Source organism: Mucilaginibacter sp. KACC 22773, from assembly GCF_028736215.1.
Taxonomy (GTDB): Bacteria; Bacteroidota; Bacteroidia; order Sphingobacteriales; family Sphingobacteriaceae; genus Mucilaginibacter.
Genome location: NZ_CP117883.1, coordinates 891,006 through 915,119, shown reverse-complemented (window position 1 = coordinate 915,119; position 24,114 = coordinate 891,006). Strand labels below are relative to the sequence as shown.

Below are 24,114 nucleotides of genomic sequence, written 5' to 3'. Positions count from 1 at the left end.
TTATATCTTATTTTATCTGGATATTACGTTTTACTTAACTCAATTTACAAAATCTATTATTTGCTTTTCGGTAAACTGATTGATATCATCAGGGTTACTGAAATAATATTTATACCAGTCTATCGTCTTTTTTATTGTCTCTAAAGCCTGGTATTTAGGCTTCCAATTTAGATTATTCACTGCCTTGCTTATATCCAGTTTTAACAGGCCAGCCTCATGAGGCTGCTTATCTGAATTAAATATCTCGACCTCGCCACTACCCCAGTTCCGAATAGCCAATTCAACCATTTCATGTACGGGCAACGCATCACTCAGTCCAGGGCCAAAATTATAAGCGTCGGCAAAAGTCACCGGTTCGGCCACCATTCTGCTTCCCAATAACAGATAACCAAGCAAAGGTTCCAATACATGCTGCCAGGGCCTTACCGAATTAGGATTACGTATAATTATTTTTTGTTCCTTTGACAAGAACCTAACTATATCTGGTATTAACCGGTCTTTTGCCCAATCGCCACCACCAATTACATTACCCGCCCTTGCAACCGCAATAGATTTAAGGTGAGCTGAGTAAGTTGCTGTATTAAAAAAAGAATTTCTATAAGAGTCAATAACCAATTCGGCACAGGCTTTACTGGCACTATACGGGTCATATCCCCCCAGCCTATCTGTCTCGCGGTAAGGGTAAACCCATTCATTGTTATGATAAACCTTATCAGTTGTGATTAATACTACCTGACAGGCTTTATCCAGCATTCGAACACCGTCGAGAACATTGGCGGTACCGATGGCATTTACTTCGAAGGTTTCTGCAGGTATATCATATGATAATCTCACAAGCGGCTGCGCTGCTAAATGAAAAACAAAATCCGGCTGAAATTCAACAATAGCCGCTGTCAACTTTGCCTTATCCCGAAGGTCCCCAATTATCGAATTGGAAATTTTGTCGCCTTCAATTAAATAAAACAAATCAAAATCATTTTCCGGTGCAAGCGCATAGCCCGTGGTATGGGCACCCAGCATAGTTAAAATTTTCAACATCCACGACCCTTTAAATCCGGTGTGTCCTGTTAAAAAAACTTTCTTCCCTTTGTATATAGCTTCTAATTCTTTAAACATATTACCAGGTTTTCCATTTTGCCTTACGTTGTGTCCAGTCTTCCTCAAGTTCTTGTTTATCACGCAGCGTATCCATTGGCTTCCAAAATCCGTCGTGATTAAACGCAACCATTTCACCAGCTTTTGCAATTTCTTCCATGGGTTCTCTTTCCCATATCGTACTGTCACCTTCTATATAATCAAAAACAGCAGGTTCACATACAAAAAAACCTCCGTTTATCCAGGCACCATCACCTTTGGGTTTCTCCATAAATGAATGCACCGAATTATCATCGTTAAGGTTAATTGCACCAAACCTACCTGAAGGTTGAACAGATGTCACTGTACAAAGCTTGCCTTTTTCTTTATGAAATTTAACCAGTTCAGTTATATTAACATTGCTTACACCATCGCCATAGGTAAGCATAAAGGTTTCATTACCAACATGGGGTTTTATGCGTTTAATACGGCCGCCTGTCATAGATTCATTGCCGGTATCAACCAAGGTTATCGTCCATGGCTCTGCCTGGGTATCATGAACCTTTATGGAATTGTCTTTAAGGTCAATTGTTACGTCTGACTTGTGCAGAAAGTAATTCGCAAAATATTCCTTTATTACATACCCTTTGTAGCCTAAACAAATAACAAAATCATTAAATCCGTGCGACGAATATATCTTCATGATATGCCATAAAATTGGCATTCCACCAATTTCAACCATAGGCTTCGGCCTTAAAACTGTTTCTTCGGATAAACGGGTTCCTAACCCGCCAGCTAGTAATACAACTTTCATCTATATTTTCATTAAGTTAAGTAGTGCCATTAAATACTAACTTGGACATCATCTGTCACAGGATAGCTACAACATAACAGACATTCACCGGGGAGTAATTTTTCATACTCTTCGGCAGGCTTGGGCATTTTCACCTCGCCTGTCAAAAGTTTTGCTCTGCAAACCAAACAACTTCCTGTTTGGCACGAGTAATCTATATCAATACCGGCATCAAGTCCCGCATCTAATATGCTCTTACCCTTTACAACTTCCACCTTATTAAAGACCCCATCTTTCTTCACCTCAACAACTTGTGTAGTTATATTTTCAAAGTCTTTTTGATTCAAAACAACCTCAAAATCCTCTGAAAATATTTGATGAGGTTCCACTTTCATATCTTTCAAAACCTCTTTAACTGATTCTTTTAAACCAGCCGGGCCACATATATAATGAACAGTACTTTGCAAGTTCACCTCTTGCTTCATTATAGCAAGCACCTTTTTAGGGCTTATTCTTCCCTCGATTACATCAGGATTAGTTTCGGATATTTTTAGTTTCGAATGAAAATGCCAAGTCTTAAAATCCTGATAATGTTTCTTCCTTAACTCATTTATCTTATCTCCAAAAATTACTGACTCTGAATTTCTATTACCATAAATTAAACTCACTTTATGGCCTGTTTTATGATTCAATATGTATTTAGCAATTGATATCAACGGTGTTATACCACTACCCGCCCCCCACAAAATAATATGCTTATCGTTGCTAATTACCGCTGGATCAAATATAAAATCGCCCATTGGCTGCAGAACTTCCACCACATCACCAATTTTAAGAAAATCAACAATATGGTTTGATACAATACCCCCGCTTACCCTTTTTATAGTAACTTCTAAATGAGGATCGACCCCGGGAGCAGACGAGAACGAATAAGGACGATTATACTTGCGGCCATTTATCCTAAAAACGAGCGTAAGATATTGGCCAGGCAAATATTTGATCTTTTTTAAACCCGGTTGTTTCAAACAAAGTGTAACAACATCCGAAGTTTCCTGCCTAATATCCAGAACCTGTAAAGTAAAATAAAACATTACTGATTAAATTTTTCTAAAACAATATTTATCTTAATCTACAACCATAAAACAAACAACCTTTTCTAATTACACATAAACCAGAATTATATAGTCACAATCGTTTGTTATTAATATAATAACTTTTCTATGAAAAAATCCAAGCCAGGTCCTTCTTACTTAAGAAAGTGAACCTATTATAAACTATTTTCGAAACAAATTGAATAACCAGTTACCTTTAGGCCTTGAATCCTCAACATAGCCATAACCAGCACCATAACCATACCCGTAACCATAACCATAGCCATAGCCATAGCCACCAGACCCATAGTAACCTGCAGATTTAGAGTCAATATCATTTATTACTAAATAAACTTTACGTAACCTGTTAGTCTCTGCCAAATCATTAACTATATCCAACTGCATTTTTAGGGTATATCGTTGACGAACAATGTACAGCGATAAGTCCACATATTTCTCTATCAACAACGCATCAGAAACCAGCCCTATTGGTGCGCTATCTATTATAATGTAATCAAATCTCTTTTTTAATTCACTAATTAAAATTCCAAGTTTATCATTCAACAATAATTCAGAAGGATTTGGAGGAATAGGTCCGGAACTGATTACAAAGCAATTTTCGCTAAAAAACGTTGGCTTTATAATCGAGTTGATATCCATATTATTTGACACCACATAGTTAGAAAAACCAATAGTATTTTCCATACCTAAATTTTGGGATAATTTAGGTTTGCGAAGGTCAAGTTCAATAAAAACCACCTTCTTTCCACTTAATGATAGCACGCTACCAATATTAAGTGATATAAAAGATTTGCCTTCGCCACTCATGCTAGATGATACAAGCATTACCTGGGGCTTTTCATCCGCCAATATATATTGCAAATTTGTCCTCAAAGCCCTAAATTGCTCGGAAATAATCGTACGTGATTTATTATCAACCACTAAATTATCTCCTGATTTATTGTGACTAATCTCTCCTACTACTGGAATCTTGGTATTTTCTTCAACATCAAGTTTTGTGATAATCTTCACATTCAATATCTCTCTTACACTGAGATAAGCTATTGGTGCTAAAAATCCAAATAGTATAAAAAGCACAACTACCAAATTGATTTTAGATTTATCTGGTTGATAATCGCTTTTTGCATGATCTACTACCCTGGCTGTCGAAATCGTTGAGGTTTTTGATATAGCCGTTTCCTCTTTTTTCTGTAATAAGAAGACGTACAGATCTTGTTTAACAGTTTGTTCTCTTGTATAATCTAAAAATATTCTTGCCTGAGACGGAACAGTCTCGATTTTACCATTGAAACTCTTATTCTGACTCTCAAGGTTTTCTTTGCTTACTTGCAGTCCTTTCAGGTAAGAGTTTATATTCTTTAAAATTATAGTTCTGTAACCGTCAATCTGCGTATCTAATGATTGGATATATGGGTTACTATCCGTACTAACCATACTTTGCCTATCACGCTCTAATAGCAACGTGTTGTACTGGTTTATTGCATCACTAAACCCCTGGTTATCAGTCCCAACTGCACCAGCGGGTATTATCTTCTTATTTTTAGGATCGTTCAGGTACTTTAGCAAATCATGAACAACAGAAATTTGCACGTTTATAGTACTCAATTGTTTCTGAAAATCACTGGAAGCTCCAATCAAAGCTTTTGATTGTTCATCTACGTCCGCAATTTTATTTGCCTTTCTAAACTGCTCAAAGTTCTTTTCTACTCCCGAAAGCTGCGTGCCCACCAGTTTTAGTCTATCATCAATAAATGCCAGTGTACTGTCGGCAATCTGAACTTTTATCTCTCTGTCTGCCTTTAAATAAATCTCCATCAATTTATCTAAAATTGCCTCTCCTTTTTTTGCGTTGGGATATTCCAACGAAAGATTAATTGTCGTGGTAGTCTTGCTTGATAAACTGATACTCATTACCTTGGACAAGCTTTCAACTGTAGACTCAGTGGAGTTAATTGCAACCGAATACCCCCTCGGATCAATTGGCTTATTTTTCTTTACAAAAATCAAGCTGTATTGGGGTAGGTTTACACTACGACCATATTTTGTTCTAATATCAATATTGGTTTGGCTATCTTTAATACTGATAGTATCGCCATTAATTCTTACATCATACTGACTGGCAATAATTGAATCTGTTTTTGCGGCGACGATAATATCAAACGGGGCTTCGTTGAAAAGCTCAACATTTTTTATTCGTCCTTTACCAGATACAACAACATTTAACTGAAGAGCATTTACAACACTATTCAATAGTGTTCTTGATTTTAGTATCTCTACTTCATTTTCCGCGTTATTAGGTATTCCAAATAACGATGATATATCAGTAAGTCCGCTTAATCCGCCCATTGCACCACCACCAGACGATTTATCGTCCGGCTGAACCAGCATCATTGCGTTAACTTTGTAATTAGCGGTCCCATATCGTTTATATGCAAAACCTATAATAGAAAATGCAATTACGCTTACCACAAATAAGGGCCAGTTAGATACAATTTTTGATACAAATTTCTTATAATCAAAACCTTGTTCTTCCTGAGTGTTCTTAAAGGATTGATTTCGAGCGGTAGGAACTTCTATACCCATTATAAATTAAATATTTTTGGATTAAAACAATTTAAATAACAAACTCCACAAGTCATACCATTTGTGTAAATATGCAAGTTTGTCTTAAAAGCATTGTACAAACAATTTTTATCGCCTGGTGGCAATTATGATTAATATCGACAATACGGATGCTGCTAACGATATATACTTAGCCTGCGACGCATCTGTTGCGTCAGACTTAGCCATTCTTGGCTCAACATAGATAACATCGTTTTGACGGAGATAAAAAAACGGCCCCGACATAAATTCACTTTTCTTCAAGTTAAATCTATAAGGTGTCTTGGTACCATCTGCGTTCTCTCTTATTAAAAGTACGTTTTCCCTTTTCCCAAAAATAGTTAAATCACCAGCCAGTGCTAAAGCGTCTATTATACTCACCCTTTCATTAGGCATTACATAAACCCCGGGCTTAAGTACCTCACCGGTTACACTTATTTTGAAATTTGCAAAACGAACTATAACTGTGGGGTTCTTATAATATTTTAAAGCCGCTTCATTTATAATTGTTGTCGCCTCCGAAGTTGTATGCCCTGCAACTAATATTTTTCCTAAAATAGGCAAGGTAATAAATCCGTCCTTATCTACCAGGTATCCTGAAGATTGCTGACTTGCGGCACTCAGGCTCGGCGAGCTCGCCGAACTTGCCGAAACTCCAACACTTGATACGGGGATATTTCCCAAATTTATAACAGCAGTATTTTGAGGATCGATAGTTTGAACTACTACAGTTAAAATATCGTCAGTCTGTATCACAGGCGGAGTATATTCGGCCTTTGCAATAGCTTTTAAAGCGCCTGAATCTGGAATATCCTGATAGTATTTAACCTTCTGTGTTGATGAGCAGGAAAACAATCCTACTGAAATGAATAAAATGAAGAGTATTAAATATGAATTTAAAAAGTAGGCTTTTCTCATTGGATTACGTTTCTCATATTTTGTAGGTGCAAGTTTTAAAACATGTGCAATATATGCACAGTTTTTCACAACTCCAATAGATAATTATTATTTTTTTTATAAATAGCCCTTTAACATAACTTTTTTTTAACTAAAAGTGCGTTTTAATGTAATAATCAAAATTATGCCTGCCCCATTGTGCCGCCAAAATTCATCGGGAACCCCGATGGATCCTGTTGAATTTTGATGCGTCCATTCAATGTTTCAAACTTTTCGATATTCTCATCCAATGCTGCTAAAAGGCGTTTGGCGTGCTCAGGCGTTAAAATTATCCTTGATTTCACTTTAGCTTTAGGTACCCCGGGCATAACCCGGATAAAATCGAGCACAAACTCCGAACTGGAGTGGGTAATGATGGCCAGGTTTGAATAAATGCCTTCGGCAATTTCTTCAGAGAGCTCAATATTGAGCTGGTTTTCGTTTTGTTCTTCCATGCTACTAAAATAACAAAAAGACGTACTTTTCATCGTAGTCTCTTTTGTTAGTGTAATTACTTTGTTCTTTTCCCTTTGTTTTAATACCAAGATGCATGCAACGTTCAAAACAAGTTCAGCTTAAACAGGTGTTTGCCTCTTTTGTTTTAACTAATTAAAATTATTTCAAAAAAAAGTCCCCCGGGGTATAAAACCCGGGGGACTTGGATAGTATAAATAGTTTAAACTATGCTTCTACTTCTTCAGCTTTTGAAGCCATTAAGCGGTCAAACTCTTCCTGTGAGCCTACACGGATATTTTCGTATTCGCGTAAACCTGTACCGGAAGGAATAAGGTGACCAACAATAACGTTTTCTTTCAAGCCAAGCATGTTGTCTTTTTTACCTGCTATAGCTGCTTCGTTCAGTACTTTGGTAGTTTCCTGGAACGATGCTGCAGAGATAAACGATTTGGTGCCTAATGAGGCCCTTGTAATACCTTGCAGTATCGGGCTTGATGTAGCAGCGATTGCATCGCGTACTTCAACCAATTTCAAATCTTTACGTTTTAAAATCGAGTTCTCATCGCGTAACCTCCTTAATGATACTATCTGACCAGCTTTTAATGTTGTTGAATCGCCTGGCTCAACTACAACTTTCTTGTCAAATATCTCATCGTTCTCGTTCATGAAATCCCAGCTGTCAACAGCTTCACGCTCCAAGAAACGGGTATCACCTGCATCCTCGATAGCTACTTTCTGCATCATCTGGTGAACGATAACCTCAAAGTGTTTATCGTTAATTTTCACACCCTGCAAACGGTAAACCTCTTGTATACCATTTACCAGGTACTCCTGCACTGCAGCCGGGCCTTTAATAGCCAGGATATCTGCCGGAGATATGGAGCCATCTGATAACGGCATACCAGCCTTCACAAAGTCGTTATCCTGTACAAGGATGTGTTTTGACAATGGAACAAGGTATTTCTTGATCTGGCCATCTTTTGATTCGATGGTCATTTCGCGGTTACCACGTTTAATACCGCCTAAGGTTACCACGCCATCAATTTCGGTTACTACAGCCGGGTTAGATGGGTTACGTGCTTCAAACAACTCGGTTACACGTGGTAAACCACCGGTGATATCGCGGGTTTTACCAGTTGAACGAGGGATTTTAGCAATAACCTGCCCGGTTTGTAGTTTTTCGCCTTCTTCAACGGCAATGTGAGCACCTACAGGAATGTTATATCCTTTTATTACGTTACCTTTTGTATCAGTTATCTGGATAACAGGGTTTTTAGTTTTATCCCTGGTATCGATAATTACTTTTTCGCGGTGACCGGTTTGCTCGTCAGATTCTTCACGGAAAGTGATACCTTCTAATACAGCTTCAAACTGGGTTAAACCTGCAAATTCAGATATGATAACCGCATTGTAAGGATCCCATGAACAAATCCTGTCGCCTCTGGTGATTTTGGCACCATCTTTAACATACAGGTATGAACCGTAAGGGATGTTGTTGGTAACAATAACTTTATTGCTTCCCTGTTCAACAATCCTGAACTCGCCAGAACGACCTAACACCACATCAACTTTACCTTCTTCGGCGGTATTAAATTCAACAGTACGTACGTTTTCAAATTCGATGATACCATCAAACTTAGCGTTGATCTGTGACTCAGCCGCGATGTTTGACGCGGTACCACCCACGTGGAATGTACGTAACGTTAACTGTGTACCTGGCTCACCAATTGATTGTGCAGCAATTACACCAACAGCCTCGCCCTTTTGCACGCGTTTACCGCTTGCAAGGTTACGGCCATAGCATAATGCACATACACCTCTCCTGCTTTCGCAAGTTAATACCGAACGGATTTCAACACCTTCTAAAGGAGAGTTTTCAATTTTCTTGGCAACTTCCTCTGTCAGATCCTGTCCTGCAGATGCCAGCAATTCGCCTGTGATAGGGTCATGAACATCATGCAAGGTAGTACGGCCTAAAATACGATCGTATAATGGCTCAACAATATCTTCGTTATCTTTTAGCGCAGTTGTATAAATACCCCTTAAGGTACCGCAATCCACTTCGCCTACAATCATATCCTGGGCAACGTCATGCAGCCTACGGGTTAAGTAACCAGCATCAGCTGTTTTTAACGCCGTATCCGCCAAACCTTTACGTGCACCGTGGGTAGAGATAAAGTACTCCAATACCGACAAACCTTCTTTAAAGTTTGAAAGAATCGGGTTCTCGATAATCTCGCCACCTGAACCAGATTTTTGAGGCTTAGCCATCAAACCACGCATACCTGCAAGCTGACGAATCTGCTCTTTAGAACCACGCGCTCCGGAATCAAGCATCATATACACTGAGTTAAAGCCCTGGTTATCGTTGCTCAGGATGTCCATCACATTCGCGGTTAAGCGGTTGTTGATACGGGTCCAGATATCGATAATTTGGTTATAACGCTCGTTGTTGGTAATGAAACCCATGTTGTAGTTACCCATAACCTCTTCAACCTGTTTAGAGGCTGTTTCGATCAGTGTAACTTTTTCAGCAGGGATATTGATATCCTTCAGGTTAAATGATAAACCACCCTGGAATGCCATCTTGAAACCTAACTCCTTAATATCATCAAGGAATTGTGCTGCACGCGCCATACCGGTAATTTTCACCACCTCGCCAATAATATCACGCAGTGATTTCTTGGTAAGCAGTTCATTGATATAACCTACTTCAACAGGTACATGTTCGTTAAACAACACGCGGCCTACAGTAGTATCAATAATTTTGCTTACAATATTGCCTTCACGGTCTTTTGTCAAAGCTTTAACTTTTATAAAGGCGTGCAAATCAATTTTACGTTCGTTGTAAGCAATAATAACTTCTTCGGATGAGTAAAAAGTTAAACCCTGGCCTTTTACAACACGTCCATCATCAGTTTTACGGCCTTTGGTTATGTAGTACAAACCAAGCACCATGTCTTGTGATGGTACTGTAATAGGCGTACCGTTGGCGGGGTTCAAAATGTTGTGTGATGCAAGCATCAATACCTGGGCTTCCAAAATTGCCGCGTTACCAAGTGGTACGTGAACGGCCATCTGGTCACCGTCAAAATCCGCGTTGAAGGCCGTACATGTTAATGGGTGCAATTGAATCGCTTTACCTTCAACCAGTTTAGGCTGGAACGACTGAATACCCAACCTGTGCAGCGTAGGCGCACGGTTTAGCAATACAGGGTGTCCTTTCAATACGTTTTCCAAAATATCCCAAACTAATGGGTCTTTACGGTCAACAATCTTTTTAGCAGATTTTACTGTTTTAACCACACCACGCTCAATCATTTTGCGGATGATAAATGGTTTAAACAGCTCGGCAGCCATATCTTTTGGTAAACCGCACTCGTGTAATTTAAGGTTTGGCCCTACAACAATTACCGAACGGGCAGAGTAATCCACACGTTTACCTAATAAGTTTTGACGGAAACGGCCTTGTTTACCTTTCAGGATATCCGAAAGTGATTTCAAAGCACGGTTACCTTCGGTTTTAACCGCGTTAACTTTACGTGAGTTGTCAAATAACGAATCTACAGCTTCCTGTAACATACGCTTTTCGTTACGTAAGATAACTTCCGGCGCTTTAATCTCGATCAAACGTTTTAAACGGTTGTTACGGATAATTACACGGCGGTAAAGGTCATTCAAATCTGAAGTAGCGAAACGACCGCCTTCCAAAGGCACTAACGGACGCAATTCAGGAGGGATAACCGGAACGATTTTAACAATCATCCACTCTGGGTTATTTTCAATCCTGGTTTTTGCGTCACGGAAAGCCTCAACAACCTGTAAACGTTTTAAAGCTTCGTTTTTACGTTGTTGTGAAGTTTCGTTTGCTGCCTGGTGGCGTAAGCTAAATGAAAGCTCATCCAAATCAAGGCGTTTTAACAGTTCTTCCAAAGCCTCGGCACCCATTTTGGCAACAAATTTCTGAGGATCTTTGTCGTCAAGGTACTGGTTTTCTTTCGGAAGAGTATCTAATACGTCAAGGTATTCTTCTTCAGTCAAGAAATCCATTTTGTTGATTCCATCTGCTTCTTTAATACCTGGCTGTATAACTACGTAACGCTCGTAGTAAATAATTAAGTCTAAGCGTTTTGTTGGCAAGCCCAGTAAGTAACCAATTTTATTTGGCAACGAACGGAAGTACCAGATGTGCGCAACAGGAACTACAAGGTTAATGTGGCCCATGCGCTCGCGACGAACTTTTTTCTCGGTTACTTCAACACCGCAACGGTCGCAAACTATACCCTTGTAACGGATACGTTTGTATTTACCGCAATGGCACTCATAATCTTTAACCGGACCAAAAATACGCTCGCAGAATAAACCATCACGCTCAGGCTTATAGGTCCTGTAGTTGATGGTTTCTGGTTTTAAAACTTCACCGCTTGAACGCTCAAGAATGGACTCGGGAGAGGCCAGGCTGATAGTAATTGTGGTGAAATTACTTTTGATTTTATTATCCTTTTTGTAAGACATAGTCTCCTTGTTTTTTTAATGATTGAATTAGTGAGTTAGTGAATTAGTGATTTAAGCAACCTGCCAAACCATTCACATTATTCTTGAATTAGCGAGTTAGCAAATTCTGATCGACTTTATCAATCACTAATTCACTAACTCACTAAATCACTAATTATTCCAGAGTGATATCTAAACCTAAACCTCTTAATTCATGAACCAATACGTTGAATGATTCAGGAACTGATGGTGTTGGCAGGTTTTCACCTTTAACAATAGCCTCATAAGTTTTGGCACGGCCGATAACATCATCCGATTTAACGGTTAATATCTCCTGCAGGATATTGGCAGCACCAAATGCTTCCAATGCCCAAACCTCCATCTCACCAAAACGCTGACCACCAAACTGGGCTTTACCACCCAATGGTTGTTGTGTAATTAATGAGTATGGCCCGATAGAACGTGCGTGCATCTTATCATCAACCATGTGACCAAGTTTCAGCATGTATATGATACCTACTGTGGTTTGCTGGTCAAAACGGTCGCCTGTTAAGCCATTGTATAAATAGGTACGGCCAGATTCTGGTAAGTTTGCCTTTTTAACCCACTCCTCAACTTCGGTATGGCTTGCACCATCAAAAATTGGGGTAGCGAATTTAATGCCTAACTCTTTACCTGCCCAACCTAATACGGTTTCGTATATCTGCCCTAAGTTCATACGTGAAGGTACACCCAGCGGGTTCAACACAATATCAACCGGTGTTCCGTCTTCAAGGAAAGGCATATCCTCATCACGTACAATACGTGCAACAATACCTTTATTACCGTGACGACCGGCCATTTTATCACCCACTTTAAGCTTACGCTTTTTAGCAATGTAAACTTTAGCCATTTGAACTATACCTGATGGCAGTTCATCGCCCACACTGATAGCGAATTTATCACGACGGTAAGCGCCCAGTTCTTCATTAACCTTGATATTGTAGTTATGAAGTAAGGTTTTTATCTGGTCGTTTTTATCATCATCAGTTGTCCATTTAGTTGGGTTAATGTTCTCGTAATTAAGCTCAACTAAAATTTTCTGGGTGAATTTTACACCTTTAGGCACATGAAGCTCTTTGTAAACGTTGTAAACACCTTGCGATGTTTTGCCGTTCACAATCTCAAATAACTTTTCAATCAAAGTGTTTTTAAGATCTTTTACTGCTTTATCATGTTTGTTATCCAGTTTCTCCAACTGTGCTTTTTCTTCGGCTTTCGAAGTTTTCTTAGCACGGCTAAACAATTTGGTATCTATAACCACACCGGCAATTGACGGTGGAGTTTTTAAAGATGCATCCTTAACATCACCCGCTTTATCACCAAAAATGGCGCGTAACAGTTTTTCTTCCGGTGATGGGTCAGATTCGCCTTTCGGAGTAATCTTACCAATCAGGATATCGCCTTCTTTAACCTCGGCACCTACACGGATAATACCGTCTTCGTCAAGGTCTTTAGTAGCTTCTTCTGATACGTTAGGGATATCTGGTGTTAATTCTTCTTCACCACGTTTGGTATCACGTACTTCCAATTCAAACTCTTCAACGTGAAGTGAAGTGAAAATATCCTGTGATACAACACGCTCAGAGATCACGATAGCATCCTCAAAGTTGTAACCTTGCCAAGGCATGAAAGCCACCTTTAAGTTACGGCCCAGGGCAAGCTCGCCTGCCTGTGTTGCGTAACCTTCGCAAAGCACTTCGCCTTTTGATACCCTTTGGCCTTTTTTAACAATAGGCTTAAGGTTCATGGTAGTACTTTGGTTGGTTTTCTTGAACTTGGTTAAACGGTAGCTTTTTGAATCGCCATCAAAAGATATCAGGCGGTCAAGCTCGTTACGGTCATATTTAATCCGGATTTCGTTAGCGTCAACATATTCAACTACACCATCGCCTTCGGCATTGATTAGTGTACGTGAATCTTTTGCCACACGACCTTCCAAACCGGTACCAACAATCGGCGCCTCAGGGCGTAACAAAGGCACAGCCTGGCGTTGCATGTTCGATCCCATCAAGGCACGGTTAGCATCATCATGTTCCAAAAACGGAATTAATGAAGCTGCGATAGAGGTGATCTGGTTTGGAGCAATATCCATTAAATCCAGCCTTTCAGGCTCGATGATCGGGAAGTCACCTTCAAAACGTGCTTTTACTTTCGGTAATGCAAATACACCTTTATCATCGTAATGCGCGTTTGCCTGGCCTATAGTTTTACCATCCTCGTCCTCAGCAGATAAGTAGATAACCGGCTCATCAACCTGCACTTTACCATCAACCACACGTTTGTACGGTGTTTCGATAAAGCCTAAGTTGTTAATCTTGGCGTGTACGCAAAGCGACGAGATCAAACCAATGTTCGGTCCTTCAGGAGTTTCGATAGTACATAACCTACCGTAGTGGGTGTAGTGTACGTCACGAACCTCGAAACCTGCACGCTCACGTGACAGACCACCGGGCCCAAGGGCTGACAGACGACGCTTGTGCGTAATCTCTGCCAGTGGATTGGTTTGGTCCATAAACTGTGATAACTGGTTAGTTCCGAAGAACGAGTTGATCACAGATGATAGTGTACGTGCGTTAATCAGGTCAGTAGGTGTAAATACCTCGTTGTCGCGGATGTTCATACGCTCGCGGATGGTACGGGCCATACGGGCCAAACCAACACCAAACTGGGCATATAATTGCTCGCCCACTGTACGAACACGACGGTTTGACAAGTGGTCAATATCATCCACCTCGGCTTTTGAGTTGATCAGTTTGATCAAATATTTTACGATGGCGATAATATCCTGTTTGGTTAATACCTTAGTTTCATCAGAGGTATTTAATTTCAATTTACGGTTGATGCGGTAGCGGCCCACATCGCCCAGGTCATATCTTTTATCCGAGAAGAACAAACGATCGATGATACCACGTGCAGTTTCCTCATCAGGTGGTTCGGCGTTACGTAATTGACGGTAGATATGCTCAACCGCTTCTTTCTCAGAGTTCGAAGTATCTTTTTGTAATGTATTATATATAATAGTATAATCACCGCTGGTTGAAGCATCTTCCTTGTTCAGGATGATGGTTTTAACGCCAGCATCAATGATCATATCAATATGGTCATCTTCTAATACAGTTTCACGCTCAAGGATAATTTCGTTACGGTCGATAGATACCACTTCACCGGTATCCTCATCCACAAAATCTTCTACCCATTTTTTAAGTACCCTTGCAGCAAGCTTACGGCCAATGAATTTCTTCAGGCCCGATTTGCTAACTTTTACTTCGTCGGCCAGTTCAAATAACTCTAATATATCTTTGTCAGAGTCATAACCAATAGCACGAAGCAACGTGGTAACCGGGAATTTCTTTTTACGGTCAATGTAAGCATACATCACGTTGTTAACGTCTGTAGCAAACTCAATCCATGAACCCTTGAAAGGAATAACACGGGCAGAGTATAATTTTGTACCGTTGGTATGGCGGCTTTGGCCAAAGAATACACCAGGTGAACGGTGTAACTGCGATACAATTACACGCTCGGCACCGTTAATAACAAATGTACCTTTAGGTGTCATATAAGGGATAGTACCCAAATAAACATCCTGTACAATTGTTTCAAAATCTTCGTGCTCCTCATCATTACATGACAGGCGAAGCTTGGCTTTTAATGGTACGCTATAAGTTAATCCGCGCTCGATACACTCCTGTATATCATAACGTGGCGGATCAATAAAGTAATCCAGAAACTCTAAAACGAAGATGTTCCTTGAATCTGAGATAGGAAAATTTTCAGCAAACACTTTAAACAAACCTTCTTTATAGCGGTTGTCTGAGGTGGTTTCCAATTGAAAAAATTCCTGGAAAGATTGTAACTGAACATCCAGGAAATCGGGGTAATCAAGTACCTTTCTACTGGTTGCAAAGTTTACTCTTTGATTAATGTTGTTTGCCAAGGTGTTTAATTTTTAGTTTATTAATAAACTTTTGTAGATGTGAGATTTGAGATGTGAGATTTGAGACCGAATATGTTGCAGAAGGCTGGTAGTTAAAAGTTTAACCGCCAAAAATCTCATATCTTACATCTCATATCTGGCATCTAATATCCAAACCTTTATAAACAGCAATAGACCCCGACCAAAATAGGTCGGAGTCTCATGCTATATTTTATTGGGTTAACTTATTTAACCTCAACTACTGCTCCAGCTTCTTCTAATTGTTTTTTCAAAGATTCAGCTTCTTCTTTAGTTACACCGGTTTTAACTTCTTTTGGTGCACCATCAACAAGATCTTTAGCTTCTTTCAAACCTAAGCCAGTTAAGTCTTTTACTAATTTAACAACTGCTAATTTAGCGCCACCTGCTTCTTTCAGGATAACGTCAAATGCAGTTTGTACTGCTTCAGCAGCAGGAGCGTCATCGCCACCAGCCGGAGCAGCAGCAACAGCAACAGCTGCAGCAGCAGGCTCAATACCATACTCGTCTTTTAAGATCTGAGCTAATTCGTTTACTTCCTTTACTGTTAAGTTTACCAACTGTTCAGCAAACGCTTTTAAATCCGCCATTTTATTTAAATTTTACTTTTAATGCTTTTTGTTTATTGTTATCTAACTTTATTGAGGTGTTAGTTAACCTCTTTCTTGTAATGTTTTTACCAAACCTGCGATAGTATTTCCGCCTGATTGCAGTGCAGAAATAACATTCTTGGCTGGTGATTGCAATAATCCGATAACTTCGCCTATCAGCTGCTCTTTTGATTTCAACTTGATCAACGTATCGATCTGGTTGTCGCCAATAAATATTGCTGAATCAATATAAGCTGCTTTTAAAATCGGTTTGTCACTTTTTTTCCTTAATTGTTTAATCAACTTTGCCGGGGCAGTTGCTGATTTTGAAAAAAGGATTGATGATGAACCTTTTAATACATCAAATATTGGAGTGTAATCGCCACCTGCAGCTTCCATAGCTTTTTTAATCAAGCTATTTTTTGCCACTTTCATTGTGATTTCGCTTTGGAAACACTGACGACGGATATCGTTGATCTTTGCAACTGTTAAATTAGAGGTATCAGTAATATAGAAATTACCGTACTCTTTCATTTGCTCAGTAAGGGCAAGAACAAGGTCGTATTTTTCTTCTTTATTCATGATTAGATCCCCGCTACTGATTTAGTTTCAACTGTTATTCCAGGAGACATGGTTGAAGAGATGTGAATGCTCTTGAAATATGTTCCTTTTGCTGCTGATGGTTTTAATTTTGAGATAGTTTGCAATACTTCTAATGCATTCTCATAAATTTTATCTGCAGGGAATGATGCTTTTCCTATTGAGGTATGGATGATACCTGTTTTATCAACCTTGAAGTCGATTTTACCGCCTTTTACCTCAGTTACAGCTTTTCCAACTTCTGGAGTTACTGTTCCTGATTTAGGGTTTGGCATAAGGTTACGCGGGCCTAAAATTCTACCCAAACGACCTACCTTAGCCATTACACTTGGCATAGTGATGATAATATCAACGTCAGTCCATCCGCCTTCAATCTTGGCAATATATTCATCCAAACCTACGTAATCCGCACCTGCATCTTTAGCTTCTTGTTCCTTATCAGGAGTACAAAGCACCAATACACGTACAGTTTTACCGGTTCCATGAGGTAATGTTGCAATACCACGTACCATTTGATTGGCTTTACGCGGGTCAACACCTAAACGAACGTCTATATCAACTGATGAATCAAATTTAGTTAAGGTTAATTCCTTTACCAAAGCTGATGCAGCTTCTAATGAATACGATTTGTTTGCCTCAATTTTGGAGAGTGCCGCTTTTTGATTTTTTGTTAATCTAGCCACTGTCTTAAACTGATTTTGTATAAATTAATAATTTTTGATCCGAGATCTGAGATCTAAGATTTGAGATTTTAAAAATCCGAAATCGAAAATCCGAAATCCGAAACCAATTTAGTTCCAGGGAGCCGTACCTGATACGGTGATTCCCATACTACGGGCAGTACCTGCCACCATTTTCATGGCTGATTCTACAGTAAATGCATTTAAATCTACCATTTTATCTTTGGCTATAGTTTCAACCTGCTCCCAATTTACATTGGCAACTTTTTTACGGTTGGGTTCAGCCGAACCACTTTTTAAACCTGTAACTTCCAATAACTGGATTGCAACAGGAGGGGTTTTGATGATAAATTCGAAAGATTTGTCAACATAAACAGTAATCAAAACAGGCAACACTTTTCCAGCTTTATCCTGGGTACGTGCATTAAATTGCTTGCAAAACTCCATGATGTTCACACCTTTTGCACCCAATGCAGGGCCAATTGGAGGTGATGGGTTTGCGGCGCCGCCTTTAACCTGCAGCTTTACCATTGCACCGATCTCTTTTGCCATTTTAATTTACTTTAATTATAACTCAATGTTAGTAAGTGGAAGCTAAGTAACATTTAAGGATGTTTAATGACTGAATTATTGAATTAGTGAATTATTGATTTCAGCTTACCCAATTAAAAAGCCACTTATATTTTTTAAACTATCTCCAACTGATAAATCAATAATTCAATAAATCAGTAATTCAATAATTATTCTTTCTCTACCTGCATGTAATTCAATTCAAGCGGCGTACGGCGCCCAAATATCTTTACCATAACTTTTAATTTCTTTTTTTCTTCGTTAACTTCTTCGATAACACCGCTGAAGCCATTGAAAGGCCCGTCCATTACTTTTACGTTTTCGCCTATGTAGTAAGGTACGTTCATTGTTTCGCCCTGGGCACTCATTTCATCAACCTTACCTAAAATACGGTTAACTTCGGCCTGGCGCAGTGGGATAGCATTACCGGCTTTATCGCCTAAAAATCCTATAACACTGTTTATATTTTTGATGATGTGTTCGGTTTCGCCATCTAATACAGCTTCCATCAATACATAGCCCGGAAAGTAGTTACGCTCTTTAGCAATCTTTTTTCCATCGCGCATTTGATAGTACTTTTCGGTTGGTATTAATACCTGTGGTACCAAATGGGTAATGCCCAAACGACTAATTTCGGCATCTATATATTGTTTAACCTTTTTTTCTTTACCACTTATGGCCCTAACTACATACCACTTCAATTGATCACTCATCGCTATCTCCTAAATATTATGTAAGTGAACTATAAAATGCTTTAAGCAAATAAGCTATGATCTGGTCCATACCTAAAATAACCAAGGCAATGATAATTGCAGCAACCAATACCAATATGGCACTGCTTTGCAACTCACGCCAGGTTGGCCAGGTTACCTTCTCAGTTAACTCGATGTATGATTCTTTAATATATTCAGTTACGTTAGCCATTTTTAAACTTTGCTTATGCACGGGAACAAGGATTCGAACCCTGATCAAAGGTTTTGGAGACCTCTATTCTACCGTTGAACTATTCCCGTGTATATTTTATAATAAGAAAACATAAGTTTACTTTTTACAGTAAACTTATGTTTCCAATTAACCTTTTTGAAATTCTTATTTCAAAATTTCAGTTACCTGGCCAGCACCTACTGTTCTGCCACCTTCACGGATAGCGAAACGTAAGCCTTTTTCCATAGCGATAGCGTTGATCAATTTTACAGTGATGGTAACGTTATCACCTGGCATAACCATTTCTACACCTTCGGCCAATGAAATTTCACCGGTTACGTCAGTTGTACGGAAATAGAATTGCGGGCGGTATTTGTTGAAGAATGGAGTGTGACGGCCACCTTCTGCTTTTGATAATACGTATACTTCTGCTTTAAAGTCGGTGTGTGGAGTTACTGAACCTGGTTTGCAAATAACCATACCACGACGGATATCAGTTTTTTCAATACCACGTAACAATAAACCTACGTTGTCACCAGCTTCGCCGCGATCAAGGATCTTACGGAACATCTCAACACCAGTTACAGTTGATTTCAAGTTTTCGGCACCCATACCAAGGATGTCAACTTGCTCACCTGAGTTGATTACACCACGCTCAATACGACCGGTAGCAACAGTACCACGACCAGTGATTGAGAATACGTCTTCAACAGGCATTAAGAAAGGAAGATCTGTCAAACGTGGAGGGATAGGGATAAAGTTATCAACAGCATCCATCAACTCCATGATTTTACCAACCCAGGTAGGATCGCCGTTAAGACCACCTAATGCAGAACCCTGGATTACTGGGATATCATCACCTGGATATTCGTAGAATGATAATAATTCACGAATTTCCATTTCTACTAATTCTAATAATTCCGGATCATCAACCATGTCAACCTTGTTCATGAAAACAACAAGTGCAGGTACACCTACCTGACGTGCCAACAGGATGTGTTCGCGGGTTTGTGGCATCGGACCATCAGTTGCAGCAACTACAATGATTGCACCGTCCATCTGAGCAGCACCTGTAACCATGTTTTTCACGTAATCCGCGTGACCTGGACAGTCAACGTGAGCGTAGTGACGGTTAGCAGTTGAGTACTCAACGTGCGCGGTGTTAATTGTAATACCACGTTCTTTTTCTTCAGGAGCTGAGTCAATTGAATCAAATGAACGAGCTTCTGATAAACCTGCATCAGCTAAAACTTTAGTGATAGCTGCAGTAAGGGTTGTTTTGCCGTGGTCAACGTGACCGATTGTACCGATGTTTAAATGCGGTTTACTGCGGTCAAACTTTTCTTTTGCCATGATTTATAATTATTTGTAGGTTAATTTATACTTAAAAATGTACTCTTTATTATGTTTTATTCTGTTGAGCCAACAATGGGATTTGAACCCATGACCTCTTCCTTACCAAGGAAGTGCTCTACCCCTGAGCTACGTCGGCTTATTTTTTTAGTTTGCAGTTATCAGTTGTTAGTTTGCAGTTGCTAGTTAATAATAACTGTAAACTGCCCACGGCCAACTGCCTACTGTAACCGAGCGGAAGACGAGGTTCGAACTCGCGACCTATAGCTTGGAAGGCTATCGCTCTACCAACTGAGCTACTTCCGCTTGTTTTTAATTAGTGAATGAGCGATTTAGTGAATTGGTGATTTTAGCATTCACTAAATCACTAACTCAATAAATCACTCATTCAAAAAAAAGTGGGGAGAGAAGGATTCGAACCTTCGTAGCCGAAGCAGCGGATTTACAGTCCGCCCCATTTGACCGCTCTGGTATCTCCCCAGTTGTTGTTTTCGGATTTGTGCTGTCCAAGATTGAAGCTAAACATCACACCTCCGAAAAAAACAGAGCCTCCTATCGGGATCGAACCAATGACCTACTGATTACAAGTCAGTCGCTCTACCAGCTGAGCTAAGGAGGCTTATCTTTTATTTTACTCTTTCAATTACCGTAACCCAGGGGTTCCGTTTATCGAGCGGCAAAACTAATAAGTTTTTTATATTTTAAAGAACATTCTTTACAAAAATTTACAAAGTATTTTACTACGCTGGCACCTCTCTGAAAGGGATTGCAAATCTACAAAAAAATACCCCGCTGCAAAATTTTTTATCAAAAAAAATCGACGGGCTATAAACCCGTCGATTTTAACCATAAAATGGCCTTTTTTATATTAAAATCCTTCTTCTACCTCGGTTAGTATTACCTTTTTGGCAGCAGCATCGGCTATTGCTTTCTTCTGTTTATGCTTCTCAATCTGCTTGCGCAGGCTCTCAACCGCCAAATCCGTTGCTTCTTCAAAACTTTTGCACTTCTCTTTGGCAAAAATCTGGTTACCCGGCAATAATAATTTAATCTCGGCAATTTTATTTGCCTCATCTTCCACATTCTCAAGCTTTAAGTAAACCTCGCCACTTATAATATGGTCATAAAACGTATCCAGCTTATCAGCTTTCTTCTGAATAAAATCTAATAATTTCCTGTCTGCGGTAAAATGAATTGATTGCACTGTAATTTTCATGTTTCCTCCTTTAATTACGCCTTTGGATGGGCTTGTTTGTAAATAGACTTTAATCGTTCAACTGAATTGTGTGTATAAATCTGGGTAGCGCTAAGGTTAGCGTGCCCCAAAAGTTCTTTAATGGAGTTCAGGTCGGCCCCATTGTTGAGTAAGCTTGTAGCAAATGTGTGCCGCAGCACGTGCGGGCTTCTTTTTGTTTGGGTTGATATGTTAGAGAGGTATTTTTGCACTATCAAATAAATTAGTTGCCGATAAGCGTCGGTACCTTTACTTGTAACGATTAACATTACCGAAATGTTATGAAAATTTTGATTTTTCTTTAACTCCAGGTACCGCCCAAGTAATATCCGCAGTTCGGTATTGATAGGTATAATGCGTTCTTTATTACGTTTGCCCAATACTTTTAAAGTGCCTTCATAATCGTTAATGTCGCTATCTTTCAGGCCCAACAACTCGGCAAGGCGTATACCGGTGCCAAACAATAATTCAACTACAAGTTTGTTGCGCATGCCTTCAAAGTCATCGTCGGCAACAATATCGTTATCCAGCATTTGAGTAAGGCTTGTGCCCTCAACTACTACCGGCAAGTGCTTAGGTATTTTTTGCGAACGAATTTTTGATGCGGGGTTTTGCGTAATAACGCCCTCCTGCAATAAAAATTTAAAATACTTGCGCAGGGTGGCCATCTTGCGGTTAACCGACCGGCCGGTTAATTTATGGTCAATCATGCTCACCATCCAGTTGCGGATGTCATGATACGTAATTTGGTTGGGATGGGTAATTATGGGTTCGGGAACAACGATGGCATCACCAGGGTTGTTGAGGAAGAGCATAAACTGATCCAGGTCTGATTGATAGGCCGATACGGTATGTGAAGAGTACCGTTTTTCGAACTTAATATATTGGATAAAACGCTCTAAAAACATAAAAACTATTTGAACATCCAGAGATTGAATGTACAAATAGTTTTAATATAGTGTTAAGAAAACTGAAAAATTCTTTTGACAGAATTAAACAGTGGTTTCTAAGTTCATATTTTGCTTGTAGATGGCATGTTTAACAACATGACGACGGGTTACAGATTTTTTTTCAAAAGCCTGACGACTGCGAAGCTCTCTTAAAACACCTGTTTTTTCAAATTTCTTTTTGAAGCGTTTCAATGCTTTGTCTAATGATTCGCCGTCTTTTACGTTAATAATGATCATAATTTCCTAAATACCTCCTTTCAAGGGAGGGCAAAGTTAACTATTTGGTTTTGAATATCAAATAGGGAAGTTGAAATAGTTGATTGGGGTAATGCCTTTATCTACAATATGGTTAAATGTGAGTTACCAATGATTAAAATTTTTTCTTGCCATTAAAAAGGTTATCCGGCCTGCGTGCTTTAATCAAAATGCCAATAAGTTTATCATTAATACCGTAATCTCGTTTTAATTCTTCTGCGGTAAGTAGTGTTAAAGCCAAAAAATTATCGTTATCGATCAAAGCAAGATTACCTGCAAAGTCGCCCTTCTGTATTTTATCATTCACTACATATTGAAAGGTAGTATCGGTATTAGTTGCTTTATAAACACTATCATATTGGGCAGATACCTTTCTTAAAAATCTTATATACCGTTTTGTTGCGAATTTTTTTGACTCTATTAAAACAACACCATCGATAGCTTCTTGTCCATATCCATTTATTGCATCGGAATCGGTGAGTACATGAACTAAGGTAACCTGCTTAGCATCATAGTCCATCATTTCCTGCTTAGATACGCGTACGCTATCTATTATGTAGATAGGATTTGCTCCTAATTTCTTAATTGCTTTTTTGGGTCAAGCCTGAGCAAAAAGGATAAACGGGCTTATACAAAATACAAGTGTCAGTAAACGAAATGACATATAAATTAATAAGCTAACAGGCACTAATATACATTATATGTTTTAATCTAATGCCTTTGGCAAACAGCCTGTTCAACTTTAATTAAAGCATTAACGAACTACCTGCTTTTTTTAGCCTTCCACTGCGAAACCATTACATAATTAGACCATATTATATGCTGGTTTGTCGGTGCAATTGAACTTAGCAACACCTCATCCTTAAGCAAACTGTTAACGAATTTCCTCTGCACCGCCATTCCTATTTTAAAAATTACAGATGCCATTTCTTTGGGAACCAAAACGATAATGTTCCTTATTACAAACTGATGAGGCGGTACCAAACAAGTTATAGGCGAATTTTTATAACAGATATTCGGTGAAAAAACATTTATATTTTGATTATCTGTTCTGTAAATATCCCACCAGGAACATGACATACTGAGATATCGTAAAGTATCGGCAGATGTATTGGTTAACTTTACAAGCACTTGAACATAATATTCTCTTGCGCCATCATAAAGGGGCCCGTGGAGCACTTCTACCTTGGTTTGATCTACAGATAATACAAAACTTTCAATGACAGGACGAGAAGCTGTAAAATAGGTGACACTACTATTTTTACGCAGTGAATCTGCGGCAGTTAACTTTGTTAGAATACGCCGAGGCTTAAAAGTTAAATCCTGGGCATATCCACAATTAACGGCCATCGATAAGATAAAGGTTATGACAAAATGCTTTTTCAATCTTTAAATATAAAGTTTTGAAAAAGCATTTTTTATTTACGAATGTTATTTATTGTTAAATGTAATCTCTTCTGAATCAGAATTTTCAGAATTGCCTACCTTGTCCGCC

20 protein-coding genes and 5 tRNA genes are annotated in these 24,114 nt (G+C 39.1%); all 25 read right to left on the bottom strand.

What is annotated here, in order from left to right; genetic code table 11:
- Nucleotides 1-39: 39 nt before the first annotated feature.
- Nucleotides 40-1,116, bottom strand: a complete 1,077-nt coding sequence (rfbG, locus tag PQ469_RS03895; protein WP_274211802.1) for a CDP-glucose 4,6-dehydratase — start codon at nt 1,114-1,116, stop codon at nt 40-42.
- A 1-nt stretch (nt 1,117) separates the two neighbouring features.
- A complete protein-coding gene (rfbF, locus tag PQ469_RS03890) occupies nt 1,118-1,888 on the bottom strand; it encodes a glucose-1-phosphate cytidylyltransferase (protein ID WP_274211801.1) in 771 nt (256 codons plus the stop codon).
- Between the two features lie 29 nt (nt 1,889-1,917).
- Complete coding sequence (locus PQ469_RS03885) at nt 1,918-2,958, bottom strand: ferredoxin--NADP reductase (RefSeq protein WP_274211800.1); 1,041 nt, start codon at nt 2,956-2,958, stop codon at nt 1,918-1,920.
- 183 nt (nt 2,959-3,141) lie between these two features.
- Nucleotides 3,142-5,562 carry a GumC family protein gene (locus PQ469_RS03880; RefSeq protein ID WP_274211799.1) on the bottom strand — a complete coding sequence of 807 codons (2,421 nt, stop codon included), beginning with the start codon at nt 5,560-5,562 and terminating at the stop codon, nt 3,142-3,144.
- Nucleotides 5,563-5,670: 108 nt separating this feature from the next.
- A complete protein-coding gene (locus PQ469_RS03875; RefSeq protein WP_274211798.1) occupies nt 5,671-6,567 on the bottom strand; it encodes a polysaccharide biosynthesis/export family protein in 897 nt (298 codons plus the stop codon).
- Nucleotides 6,568-6,659: 92 nt separating this feature from the next.
- Nucleotides 6,660-6,971, bottom strand: a complete 312-nt coding sequence (locus PQ469_RS03870) for a DUF3467 domain-containing protein (protein WP_274213807.1) — start codon at nt 6,969-6,971, stop codon at nt 6,660-6,662.
- Between the two features lie 226 nt (nt 6,972-7,197).
- Nucleotides 7,198-11,487 (bottom strand): DNA-directed RNA polymerase subunit beta', encoded by a 4,290-nt coding sequence (gene rpoC / locus PQ469_RS03865; RefSeq protein ID WP_274211797.1) that lies wholly within the window; start codon nt 11,485-11,487, stop codon nt 7,198-7,200.
- 154 nt (nt 11,488-11,641) lie between these two features.
- Nucleotides 11,642-15,445, bottom strand: coding sequence for a DNA-directed RNA polymerase subunit beta (gene rpoB, locus PQ469_RS03860; RefSeq protein WP_090642973.1), 3,804 nt, complete (start codon nt 15,443-15,445; stop codon nt 11,642-11,644).
- A 224-nt stretch (nt 15,446-15,669) separates the two neighbouring features.
- Entirely contained in the window at nt 15,670-16,053 is a 384-nt protein-coding gene (gene rplL, locus PQ469_RS03855) for a 50S ribosomal protein L7/L12 (protein WP_073405423.1), read from the bottom strand.
- 63 nt (nt 16,054-16,116) lie between these two features.
- A complete protein-coding gene (gene rplJ, locus PQ469_RS03850) occupies nt 16,117-16,635 on the bottom strand; it encodes a 50S ribosomal protein L10 (RefSeq protein WP_090642968.1) in 519 nt (172 codons plus the stop codon).
- Nucleotides 16,636-16,637: 2 nt separating this feature from the next.
- Nucleotides 16,638-17,336 carry a 50S ribosomal protein L1 gene (rplA, locus tag PQ469_RS03845; protein ID WP_090642963.1) on the bottom strand — a complete coding sequence of 233 codons (699 nt, stop codon included), beginning with the start codon at nt 17,334-17,336 and terminating at the stop codon, nt 16,638-16,640.
- A gap of 108 nt (nt 17,337-17,444) precedes the next feature.
- Nucleotides 17,445-17,885: a 50S ribosomal protein L11 gene (rplK, locus tag PQ469_RS03840; RefSeq protein ID WP_090642959.1), complete on the bottom strand. Its 441-nt coding sequence runs from the start codon at nt 17,883-17,885 to the stop codon at nt 17,445-17,447.
- 188 nt (nt 17,886-18,073) lie between these two features.
- On the bottom strand, nt 18,074-18,616 hold the full coding sequence (nusG, locus tag PQ469_RS03835; RefSeq protein WP_076374894.1) for a transcription termination/antitermination protein NusG: 543 nt from the start codon (nt 18,614-18,616) through the stop codon (nt 18,074-18,076).
- A 16-nt stretch (nt 18,617-18,632) separates the two neighbouring features.
- Entirely contained in the window at nt 18,633-18,827 is a 195-nt protein-coding gene (gene secE / locus PQ469_RS03830; RefSeq protein WP_090642955.1) for a preprotein translocase subunit SecE, read from the bottom strand.
- An 18-nt stretch (nt 18,828-18,845) separates the two neighbouring features.
- Nucleotides 18,846-18,916, bottom strand: a tRNA-Trp gene (locus tag PQ469_RS03825).
- A gap of 76 nt (nt 18,917-18,992) precedes the next feature.
- Nucleotides 18,993-20,180 carry an elongation factor Tu gene (tuf, locus tag PQ469_RS03820; RefSeq protein ID WP_090642950.1) on the bottom strand — a complete coding sequence of 396 codons (1,188 nt, stop codon included), beginning with the start codon at nt 20,178-20,180 and terminating at the stop codon, nt 18,993-18,995.
- Between the two features lie 67 nt (nt 20,181-20,247).
- A tRNA-Thr gene (locus PQ469_RS03815) sits at nt 20,248-20,319 on the bottom strand.
- Nucleotides 20,320-20,413: 94 nt separating this feature from the next.
- Nucleotides 20,414-20,486: transfer RNA gene (locus PQ469_RS03810), tRNA-Gly, on the bottom strand.
- 93 nt (nt 20,487-20,579) lie between these two features.
- Nucleotides 20,580-20,660 (bottom strand) — tRNA-Tyr (locus PQ469_RS03805).
- A 66-nt stretch (nt 20,661-20,726) separates the two neighbouring features.
- Nucleotides 20,727-20,799, bottom strand: a tRNA-Thr gene (locus PQ469_RS03800).
- Between the two features lie 249 nt (nt 20,800-21,048).
- Nucleotides 21,049-21,396, bottom strand: coding sequence for a ribosome hibernation-promoting factor, HPF/YfiA family (gene hpf / locus PQ469_RS03795; protein ID WP_090642946.1), 348 nt, complete (start codon nt 21,394-21,396; stop codon nt 21,049-21,051).
- Between the two features lie 14 nt (nt 21,397-21,410).
- Nucleotides 21,411-22,358 carry a tyrosine-type recombinase/integrase gene (locus PQ469_RS03790; RefSeq protein WP_337993754.1) on the bottom strand — a complete coding sequence of 316 codons (948 nt, stop codon included), beginning with the start codon at nt 22,356-22,358 and terminating at the stop codon, nt 21,411-21,413.
- A 48-nt stretch (nt 22,359-22,406) separates the two neighbouring features.
- Entirely contained in the window at nt 22,407-22,601 is a 195-nt protein-coding gene (gene rpsU / locus PQ469_RS03785) for a 30S ribosomal protein S21 (RefSeq protein WP_090642938.1), read from the bottom strand.
- Nucleotides 22,602-22,734: 133 nt separating this feature from the next.
- Entirely contained in the window at nt 22,735-23,142 is a 408-nt protein-coding gene (locus tag PQ469_RS03780) for a hypothetical protein (RefSeq protein ID WP_274211796.1), read from the bottom strand.
- Nucleotides 23,143-23,381: 239 nt separating this feature from the next.
- The gene (locus PQ469_RS03775; protein WP_274211795.1) at nt 23,382-24,005 is read right to left on the bottom strand and encodes a hypothetical protein; all 624 of its coding nucleotides are present in this window, start codon (nt 24,003-24,005) and stop codon (nt 23,382-23,384) included.
- Nucleotides 24,006-24,114 lie beyond the last annotated feature (109 nt).

Bases quoted from the DNA above. Each gene is read 5' to 3' on its own strand.
- rfbG (WP_274211802.1), bottom strand. From the start codon at position 1,116: ATGTTTAAAGAATTAGAAGCTATATACAAAGGGAAGAAAGTTTTTTTA.
- rfbF (WP_274211801.1), bottom strand. From the start codon at position 1,888: ATGAAAGTTGTATTACTAGCTGGCGGGTTAGGAACCCGTTTATCCGAA.
- PQ469_RS03885 (WP_274211800.1), bottom strand. From the start codon at position 2,958: ATGTTTTATTTTACTTTACAGGTTCTGGATATTAGGCAGGAAACTTCG.
- PQ469_RS03880 (WP_274211799.1), bottom strand. From the start codon at position 5,562: ATGGGTATAGAAGTTCCTACCGCTCGAAATCAATCCTTTAAGAACACT.
- PQ469_RS03870 (WP_274213807.1), bottom strand. From the start codon at position 6,971: ATGGAAGAACAAAACGAAAACCAGCTCAATATTGAGCTCTCTGAAGAA.
- rpoC (WP_274211797.1), bottom strand. From the start codon at position 11,487: ATGTCTTACAAAAAGGATAATAAAATCAAAAGTAATTTCACCACAATT.
- rplL (WP_073405423.1), bottom strand. From the start codon at position 16,053: ATGGCGGATTTAAAAGCGTTTGCTGAACAGTTGGTAAACTTAACAGTA.
- rplJ (WP_090642968.1), bottom strand. From the start codon at position 16,635: ATGAATAAAGAAGAAAAATACGACCTTGTTCTTGCCCTTACTGAGCAA.
- rplK (WP_090642959.1), bottom strand. From the start codon at position 17,885: ATGGCAAAAGAGATCGGTGCAATGGTAAAGCTGCAGGTTAAAGGCGGC.
- nusG (WP_076374894.1), bottom strand. From the start codon at position 18,616: ATGAGTGATCAATTGAAGTGGTATGTAGTTAGGGCCATAAGTGGTAAA.
- secE (WP_090642955.1), bottom strand. From the start codon at position 18,827: ATGGCTAACGTAACTGAATATATTAAAGAATCATACATCGAGTTAACT.
- tuf (WP_090642950.1), bottom strand. From the start codon at position 20,180: ATGGCAAAAGAAAAGTTTGACCGCAGTAAACCGCATTTAAACATCGGT.
- hpf (WP_090642946.1), bottom strand. From the start codon at position 21,396: ATGAAAATTACAGTGCAATCAATTCATTTTACCGCAGACAGGAAATTA.
- rpsU (WP_090642938.1), bottom strand. From the start codon at position 22,601: ATGATCATTATTAACGTAAAAGACGGCGAATCATTAGACAAAGCATTG.
- PQ469_RS03780 (WP_274211796.1), bottom strand. From the start codon at position 23,142: ATGATGGACTATGATGCTAAGCAGGTTACCTTAGTTCATGTACTCACC.